Genomic DNA, 9525 nt, shown 5'->3' with positions numbered 1-9525 from the left:
GGCTTCGACGACATGCTGATGTGCTCTCCTCAAGACCGTCCAGGAAGAGTATCCCCTGGTAGACGGGCTGTCTCACATCAGCGTGACAGGGAGGGCTCCGGATGGGACCGCCGTCTGGCATTGGCCACGGGCGTCGACGTCACTGAGTCGAGCTCGCACGACCGCTACGGCCTGGAGTTCAACAACACACATTTTATGAAAGACGAATACGACCCGCACTACGGCCAAGCAACCAAGGAATACGCCCTCTCGGAGCGCAACCTCGCGAAGGCAGGTGAGCCCGAGAACTGGCAACAGGAACCGACGGTGCGCACCGACCAAGGCTTCACGGTGTCGGCTTGGTTGCAACCCGACCAGCTCGACGGGAAAGTGCGGACCGCGGTATCGCAGAAGGGTTCCGTCAATTCCTCGTTCTTCCTAGGGATCCGCACCACTACGGTCAACGGCGTCACTGGCCCTCGATTCGTCCTTTACGCGCCGCAAAGCAACACGGCGGGAGCGCCGGGTCAGATCGCCGCCTCCAGCGAGGTGCTGACCGACGAAGACATAGCCCAGTGGAGCCACGTGGTCTTCGTCTACGACCCGCAAGCCAGCCAGCAGATACGACTGTTCGTCAACGGCACGCTGGTAGCGGGAGCCACCGGAACGCTGTGGCACGCGGACGGCCCGCTGGTCCTCGGCAGCGTATGGCACACCCCCGCAGGCAGCACTGGAGCATGGGTCGACCAGTGGCACGGCGGCATCGACTACGTGCAGGCATACCAGGGCGCGATGAGTGACAAGCGGGTCGCCGTACTGCACAAGGCGGAATCCCAATTGCGGGCGAACGCGATCGGGTAGCCCGATCCGCCTTTAGCCACGCAGCTGCGTGATCACCGATCGAGGGCTGCCGTAACGGCGGCCCTCGATCCGTATTCGCACACCTTCTCCGCAGACAAATCCCTGCCTGCGGTCAACTAACTCTCGCGAAAGAAGAGTGATGGCTGGAATCTCCAGATCCAGTGCAATGGCCGGCTCGAGAACCTTCCTGCAACGGCGTCGTCCGTTGCTGTCCGCCGCGCTCGGCGCCCTGGTCGGTGCGTCGATCCTGGTGGGAACTCCGGTGCAGGCGGCTCCGCCGAAGCCGGAGCCGCTGAGGGGTCAGGTCGAGAAGCTGGACAAGGTCGGCGGTGAGATCAAGGGCGTCGGCCGTACGGTGGCGGCGCAGAAGCCCGCCGACGTTCCGGAGCCGGCGTGGCCGTCCGCGGGCGCCGCCGAGGTGACGCTCACGGCCACGAGTCAGGCCCGCCGGGCGGCGGCCGCGGCCGGGAGCCTGCCGGTGAAGGTGGCTCGTGGCGCCGGGGCTGCCGGTGACCGGCTGACCCGGGTGAAGGTGGAGGTCCTCGACCGGGCCAAGGTTCCCGCGGCGTTGCGGGACGGCGTCGTCGCCCGCCTGGCGGCGCCTGCCGGCTCCGCCGGTGGCAAGGCGGCCGTGTCGATCGACTACTCCGGCTTCCGGTACGCCTACGGGGCCGGCTGGTCGTCGCGGTTGCGGATGTGGAGCGTGCCGGAGTGCGCGCTGAGCACACCGCAGCAGAAGGGCTGCTCGGCGACCCCGCTGCCGGCGACCAACGACCCCGACGCCGGGGTGATGACCGCGGAGACGACGGTGGCCGCTGCCACGGCGGCGCAGCCGAGGGCCGCGACGATGGTGGCGCTCGCGGCGGCCCCGTCCGGCGCGTCGGGTGACTTCACCGCGACGTCGCTGGCGCCGTCGTCGACCTGGAGCACCGGTGGATCGTCCGGTTCGTTCAACTGGTCGTACCCGATGCGGTCGCCGGCCGCGATCGCCGGGCCGCAGCCGAACATCTCGCTGGGCTACTCCTCGGCGAGCGTGGACGGCCGGTCCGCGGCGACCAACAACCAGCCGTCGTGGATCGGTGAGGGCTTCGAGTACTCGCCCGGGTACATCGAACGCCGCTACATCCCCTGCGCCGAGGACAAGTCCGGCACCACCAACAACCCGGAACAGACCGGTGACCTGTGCTGGCGCTCCGACAACGCCACCCTGTCACTCAACGGCGGTGGCGGCGAGCTGATCTACCAGTCCGGCAAGGGCTGGCACGCCCGCAACGAGGACGGTTCCAAGATCGAGAAGGTCGGGGCCATCGGCACCGGCGAGCACTGGAAGGTCACCACGACCGACGGCACCCAGTACTTCTTCGGCCGCAACAGCCTGCCCGGTCAGACCGCGACCACGAACTCGGCCTGGACCGCGCCGGTCTACGGCAACCACTCGGGCGAGCCCTGCTACGCCGCGAAGTTCAGCGACTCGCGATGTGACCAGGTCTGGCGCTGGAACCTCGACTACGTCGTCGACGTGCACGGCAACACCATGTCGTACTGGTACAACAAGGAGACCAACAACTACGCGGCGGAGGTCACCTCCACCAAGAAGGTCTCCTATGTGCGCGGCGGCAGCCTCGCCCGCATCGACTACGGCACCTGGGACCGGCTGACCGCCGCCGGCGCCGTCGACCGCTCGGTCACCCCGCTGGCACAGGTCGTCTTCACCACCGGTGACCGCTGCGAGTCCGACTGCGCCACCCACGACGCGGCGCATTGGCCCGACACCCCGTGGGACCAGGAGTGCACCGCGGCGGCGGCCAACTGTGGCACCAACTACTCGCCGACGTTCTGGAGCACCAAGCGGCTGGCGAGCGTGAAGACCCGGGTGTGGGACACCACGAAGACCACCGCCGCGTGGCAGGACGTCGACTCGTGGACCTTGACGCACACCTTCCCGTCACCCGGTGACGGCAGCGAGGGCGGGCTCTGGCTGCGGTCCATTCAGCGCAGCGGCCTGGTCGGCGGCACCGTCACGATGCCGAAGGTCGTCCTGCACTCGATCGCCAAGCAGAACCGGGTCCTGACCCAGACCAACACCACCAACAACTGGCAGCGCCTGGCCGGCATCGAGACCGAGACCGGCGCCTTCATCCAGGTGACGTACTCGCAGCCCGAGTGCAGCCAGACCAACCTGCCGTCCTCGGCGCAGGACAACACCAAACTCTGCTACCCGGTCATCGGCCCCGACCCGTACTCCACCTCCGACGGTGACCACACCGAGTGGTGGCACAAGTACGTGGTCACCCAGGTCTCCGAGACCGACATCCAGCTCGCCGACGGCCACCAGGCGCCGACGAAGAACACCTATTACACGTACGAGGGCGACCCGGCGTGGCACTACGCCGACGACGACGGGTTCACCAAGCCCAAGTACAAGACGTGGAGCCAGTTCCGCGGGTTCAAGACCGTCACCACTCAGGTCGGTGACAGCAGCAAGACGCTGACCAAGACCACCTACCTGCGCGGCATGCACGGCGACAAGGGCGCCTCCGGTGCCGTCACCGTGGCGGCGTCGCTCGGCGACGAGACGGTCTACGACGAGGACCAGTACGCGGGCATGGTCCGCGAGCAGGTCGTCTACAACGGCACCACCAGCAAACCCGTCTCCAAGACGGTCAACGTTCCCTGGCGGTCGCCGGCGACCGCGTCGCGCACCATCAACGGTGACGTCGCCGAGTCCCGGTTCGTCAACACCCGGGTCAGCTACTCGGCCACCGCCCTGGGCGACCACGGCAGCCGCGGCTGGCGCACCACCCGCAGCGAATCCAAGTACGACGACACGTACGGCACCCTCGTCTGGTCGCAGAGCGACGGCGACACCGCCAAGACCGGCGACGAGCAGTGCACCACCTACACCTACAACCGCAACACCGCGAAGAACCTCACGACACTGCCCAGCCGGGTCACCACCACGGCACTGACCTGCGGCACCGCGCCGACCAGCGCCGACCACGTGGTTTCCGACGCGCGCACCTTCTACGACGGCGCCGGCGACCTGAGCACCGCGCCGACGCGGGGCCTGCCCACCCGGGTCGACGGCCTCAAGGACTGGACCGCCGCGGGCGGCACCGTCTGGCAGACCACCGGCACCTCGGAGTTCGATGACTTCGGCCGGCCGAAGAAGGCCACCGACATCAAGGGCAACTTCACCACCCGCACGTACACCCCGGACAAGGGGATCGTCACCAAGGACGTCAGCAGCAACCACCTCAACTGGGTCACCACCACGGAGAAGAACCCCGCGTGGGGGCTGCCGACCAAGACGACCGACCCCAACGGCCGGGTCACCGAGGTCACCTACGACCCGCTCGGCCGCGTCGCCGCCACCTGGAACATCGGCTGGTCCAAGGCGACCAACCCGAACAGCCCGTCGGCCCGCTACACCTACTACTACTCCGACACCAAATCCACGTATCCGTACGTCAAAAGCGAAACCCTCAACGCGGTCGGCAAGTACGACGTCGGCTACGAGATCTTCGACGGGTTCCTGCGCTCGCGGCAGACCCAGACCCAGGTCCTCAGCGGTGAACGCGTCGTCACCGACAGCCTGTACGACCAGCACGGCCGCGTCGAGATGACCTACGGCGCCCACGCCGAACCGGGCGCACCCACGGGAACCCTGTGGTGGGAACCGGAATGGTCGGTGCTGTCCCAGAACCGCACCCTCTACGACCAGGCCGGCCGGGTCACCGACAGCATCTTCCTGTCCGGCGACGGCGTCACCAACATCGTCGAACGGTGGCGCACCACCACCTCGTACGAAGGCGACCGGACCACCGTCGTGCCCCCGAAGGGCGGCACCCCGGCCACGTCCATCGTCGACGCCCAGGGCCGCACCGTCGAACTGCGGCAGTACAACACCGCAGCCGGCAAGACCGGCAGCTACACCACCACGAGCTATACCTACAACGCCAAGGGCCAGCTCACCCTGACCCGGGACGACGCCGACAACCAGTGGACCTACAAGTACGACGCCAAGGGCCGCCGTACCGAAGCCGTCGACCCGGACCGCGGCAAGACCACCACCAAGTACAACGACTACAACGAGCAGACCGAGACCACCGACGCGCTCGGCAAGACCCTGCAGTTCACCTACGACTCGCTCGGCCGTAAGACAGCGGTCCTGGACGCGCCGGTAGCCCCGGCGACAGCCGGCACCAAACGCGCCGAGTGGATCTACGACAAGCTCTACACCGGCGCGACAGTCCGTGGTCAGCTCACCCAGAGCTTCCGCTACGACGGCGGCAACACCTACGAGTGGCAGGTACGCAACTTCACCGCCCGCTACCAGCCGTCCTCCGCCCACTACGTCATCCCGGCCAACGAGACCGGTCTCGCCGGTATCTACGTCTACGGGTACGGCTACTCCGCCTTCAACGGGGCACCGAATTCCATCAGCTACCCGGCCGGCGGCAACGTCGCGGGCGAAGAGGTCACCACCGTCTTCGACGCGACCACCGGCCTGCCGAGCAGGCTCAACACCGCGTGGTCCGGCACCGACTCGTACGTCATCGGCCAGGAGTACAGCTCCTACGGTGAGCCGACCGTCTCCACGCTGAAGTTCACCGGCGGCGTCTACGCGCAGCAGAGCTTCTCCTACGACCCCTACACCCGGCGTCTCGACACCGTGCGGGTCAAGCCGGAGACCGCCACCGGCACCGTCTCACAGATCAAGTACAACTACGACGACGCCGGCAACATCGTCGGCATCGCCAACACCCCGCAGGTCGGGGCGGCCGACTACCAGTGCTTCCAGCAGGACGCACTCGGCCAGCTCACCACCGCGTGGACACCCTCCACCAACGTCGACTGCAAGACGGCGACCCCGAGCCTGGCGACCATGGGCGGCCCCGCGCCGTACTGGATCGACTGGACCTACGACAGCATCGGCAACCGCAAGACCGAGACGTCGAACGCCGCAGCCGGCAAGACCGTCCGCACCTACCAGGTCCCGCCGTCCGGCGCCAACGCGGTCCGCCCGCACTCGGTCTCGGCGATGACCACCACCCTGCCCGGCCAGACCGCCGGGACCACGGTGTCCTACGCCTACGACGCCACCGGCAACATGACCAGCCGCCCCGGCGACGGACAAACCCTGACCTGGGACGTCGAAGGCCACCTCGCCAAGGTGACCAAGGGCAGCACCCTCGTCGAGCAGAACCTCTACGACGCCGACGGCAACCGGCTGATCCGCCGGGACGCCACCGGACAGACCCTCTACCTGCCGGGCATGGAGATCCGGCGCCAGGTCAGCGGCACCACCGCCACCCTGACCGGCACCCGGTACTACACCTTCAACGGGCAGACAATCGCCTCCCGTACCGTCGGATCGCAGGCACTGACCTGGCTGTTCTCCGACCACCAGGGCACCCAGCAGGTCGCGGTCAACGCCTACAGCCAGCAGGTGCAGATCCGCCGCCAGACGCCGTTCGGAACACCCCGGGGCACCGCCGTCCAATGGCCCAACAACAAGGGCTTCGTCGGCGGAGACACCAACCCCAGTGGACTGGTGCACCTGGGCGCCCGCGAGTACGACCCGGCGCTGGGCCGGTTCATCTCGGTCGACCCGATCCAGGACATGTCCGACCCGCGGCAGTGGAACGCCTACGCGTACGCCAACAACAGCCCCGTCTCCTCCAGCGACCCCACCGGCGCCCTGCCGATGATCGGCGACGATCCCGGAAAGGAAGGCGAGATTCTCGAACGAACCGACCAAAAGTGGGTAAAAGGTAAAGACGGCAAATTCAAGCTCGTCAAAGACCCCGACGAAGACGGCCCCAGCACCGGCAGCCCCAGCGGCGGCGGCGGAAACACCACCACCACCACCACCAGCGGCACCAACGGCGGCCAGAAAGAGACCCCCGGCGGCGGACTCACCGCCGAAGAAGTCAAACGAGCCGAAGAAATCAGGAAGAAGAACGCCGTCGACGTGATCGTCGAGCAAGGCGGCAAAATCCTGCTGGAATTCTTCGGCATCGACGACATCCGCAACTGCGCCACCAAGGGCGATTTCAAAGCGTGTGCCATGACGCTTGCCGGAGCGCTCCCGTTCGGCAAGATGATCCAAGCGTTCAAGGCCATGCCACTCGTCCTGCGCGCCGGCAAAGCCGTCATGGCGTGGATGGATGACCTCAAATGGGCTGACGACGTCTTGGCTCGAGCGCGGGACTGTCGTCGGCACAGCTTCGCGCCGACCACCCGCGTGCTCATGGCCGGGGGCGGCAGTAAGCCCATCAAGGATGTCGCTGTCGGCGACAAGGTGATCGCCACCGACCCGGAGACGGGTGAGACGGCAGCCAAGACCGTAACGGTGACTCACTCGAACGAGGACACCCACCTCACCGAGCTGACGGTCCGTACGACTCGGCCCACCGATGAGCGTGGCAGCACGGATGTGGCCGATGACGACGTCGTCCTGAGCACCACCCAGAACCACCCATTCTGGGACGTGAACAGCAAGACCTGGGTCGGCGCCGGAGACCTGACGCCCGGGAAGTCGCTGCTCCGGGCGGCTGACGGCACTGTGCAACGCGTCGTCAAGGTGCACAACCACATCGGCGACAAGAACATGCGCGACCTCACCGTCGCCGACATCCACACCTACTATGTGCTCGCCGGCACCACGCCGGTCCTCGTACACAACTGCAGTGAGCCGTGGATGGATCACATCGGCGAGAAGCATGTCACGGACACTCATTTCTCCGGTGGACCTAAAAATGTGCCGGGAAAGTCGACATTTGACGATGGTGTGGACCCGTACGATCTAGTTGACGATGCTGCGAACTTTCCGGCACGGCCGCAAACGGGAACAACTCGATGCGAGCGTGTCTGTACCGCGCCGGAGATAATCGGCGTCGACCAAAATGGTTTGCCCACAAAGGTGTATACGGTAGTCACGGAGCAGAATGGAAGAGTGGTTACCATGCATCCCGGCATGCCAAACTAGCCTCAAGGATCGACATGCTTACCTTCTATGTTGAAAACCAAGCGCATGATCGCGTACGACGTTTCGTAGATGATGCCTCCAACTCGTTCCTGCAGCTCGCGCGGCTACGTGCTGCCGCTGGCTCTAAGGTTCTCGATGTGATAGATCCGTACGCCGACGCTATGTTCAACTTCATACAGCTAGAACGCCTAATTGCGGAGTTGCGAGAGGTTTTGGCGGGTGGTCACATCGCGGATGCTCAGCGGGAAAAAGCTGAGGAAGTCCTCGAAGGGGCGACTGAAGCGCGAGCGCTGAGTGGGTACCTTTTCATTGAAGGAGATTGATCTCGGTTAACCAGATTTCGTGGTAGTCCTTTGTGCCTAGCCAATGGTGCGCGTCGTTGTCGTTGCTTTGGCTATCGTTCCGTGTCTGGCGCGACTGAAAGCTGCGTGCGGAGGGTCGGCCGATGCTCCTGGTCGCCGCCTTTCGGCCTTCGCGCACTACGATCGATGGTTGCACTCCGTGACGGCAGGGTTTCGCTGGTGGGCATGGTCCGCCCGGGTTGCCGTCACGGTTGCCGTCATGAACGGAAGTGATCTAAGGCAGTCGATTTGCTCGTGGTTGGCGTCGATCGCTGGAAGCGCGTCTAGGGCTGCTCGACCCAGTGTTCCTCCCGGCCTCGGCCGGTAGATCGCCTATCTCATGGTCGGCGGTCGGTAGCACCAGGCGTGCGCGCAGGGCCGTAGGCCTTGAGCGCGTGCGCGCGGCCCGGCCTCGGCCGGGCCGCTCTTGATTTTGTAGAGCAAATTTGAACCAGCATGCCTCCTCCCAGGGTGTCCTCCCAGGGGTCTGCCGTGCTCCGAGACCGTGGTGTCCTCCGTGGTCTTCGTCGCCTGTCCTCCGCGTATGTTCGATGTTCTGGCCGACTCGTTGGCGGTTGGGTGGCGCGCTGGCGGGTAGGGCGCCGTCAGGTGCCTGCCCGGTGGTGTTGGCGGCTGCGGGGCGTAGTGGTCTCCGGGGTCAAGGGGCGCCCGTAGGGCGGTCGCAGGGCGACGCGTAGCGCCCTTGAGGCCGGAGGGGCGGCCCCTCGGTACCCTCGCGCCGCCCAAAGGTCGTCATTCGTGTCCTGGGCCGGCCGTTCGAGGAGAGGGCGTCGAGGGCGTCCAACTGGGACCCGTTCGGCGAGCGGTGGCGTGCGCTGGTGTCTGTCCGTGTTGCCGTCACCGTTGCCGTCAACCAGGTCCTCCGCCGGTGGCCGGCGCGGTCTGGGTCGATGAAAGTCCAGGTCAACGGCATTCGACCGTGGGTCACTCTCCGTGCTGGCGGTGGAGATGCCACACGTACTATGTGCTCGCCGGCACCACTCCAGTCCTCGTCCACTGCCGTCAAGCACGTCCATCGCGGCGTGCAGGTTGCGCCGCATCCGGTCGGCGGTGGCGGTGATGAACGCGGTGTGCAGATCGAGCGTGCGGCCAGGAACACCCGGGTGCGTGCGGCGTTGGCCTGCTCGTCCAACCACGGGCGCGCAACTCCCGGGCCTCATCGTTCTCCTTGGTGGCCCAGTCAGAGTCGGGCACGCCGCAAAAACCGCCGCCCAGCGCGAGCACCAGGATCCCGCCTGTCAAGCCCCGGGTTTGATGGAGAGTTGGTTAGCTGGTTTTCAGGGGTGCGGTGGCCTGCTGGGTCATCGCGTGTAGTGCCTCATATTCGGC

The 9525-nt window shown here is 66.2% G+C and carries 3 protein-coding genes; all 3 read left to right on the top strand.

Features of this window, described 5'->3' with window-relative positions; genetic code table 11:
* On the top strand, positions 1-840 hold an 840-nt coding region (locus AB0F72_RS41905), incomplete at its 5' end, for a LamG domain-containing protein (protein ID WP_360444832.1).
* Between the two features lie 166 nt (positions 841-1006).
* Entirely contained in the window at positions 1007-7834 is a 6828-nt protein-coding gene (locus tag AB0F72_RS41900) for a polymorphic toxin-type HINT domain-containing protein (RefSeq protein ID WP_360444829.1), read from the top strand.
* Positions 7835-7848: 14 nt separating this feature from the next.
* Positions 7849-8157: a hypothetical protein gene (locus tag AB0F72_RS41895; RefSeq protein ID WP_360444826.1), complete on the top strand. Its 309-nt coding sequence runs from the start codon at positions 7849-7851 to the stop codon at positions 8155-8157.
* Positions 8158-9525: the final 1368 nt, after the last annotated feature.

This window comes from Actinoplanes sp. NPDC023936 (assembly GCF_040639325.1).
In the GTDB taxonomy this organism is placed as follows: Bacteria; Actinomycetota; Actinomycetes; order Mycobacteriales; family Micromonosporaceae; genus Actinoplanes.
Note: the sequence above shows the minus strand (reverse complement) of the source record. Positions and strands in the feature narration are given on the sequence as shown.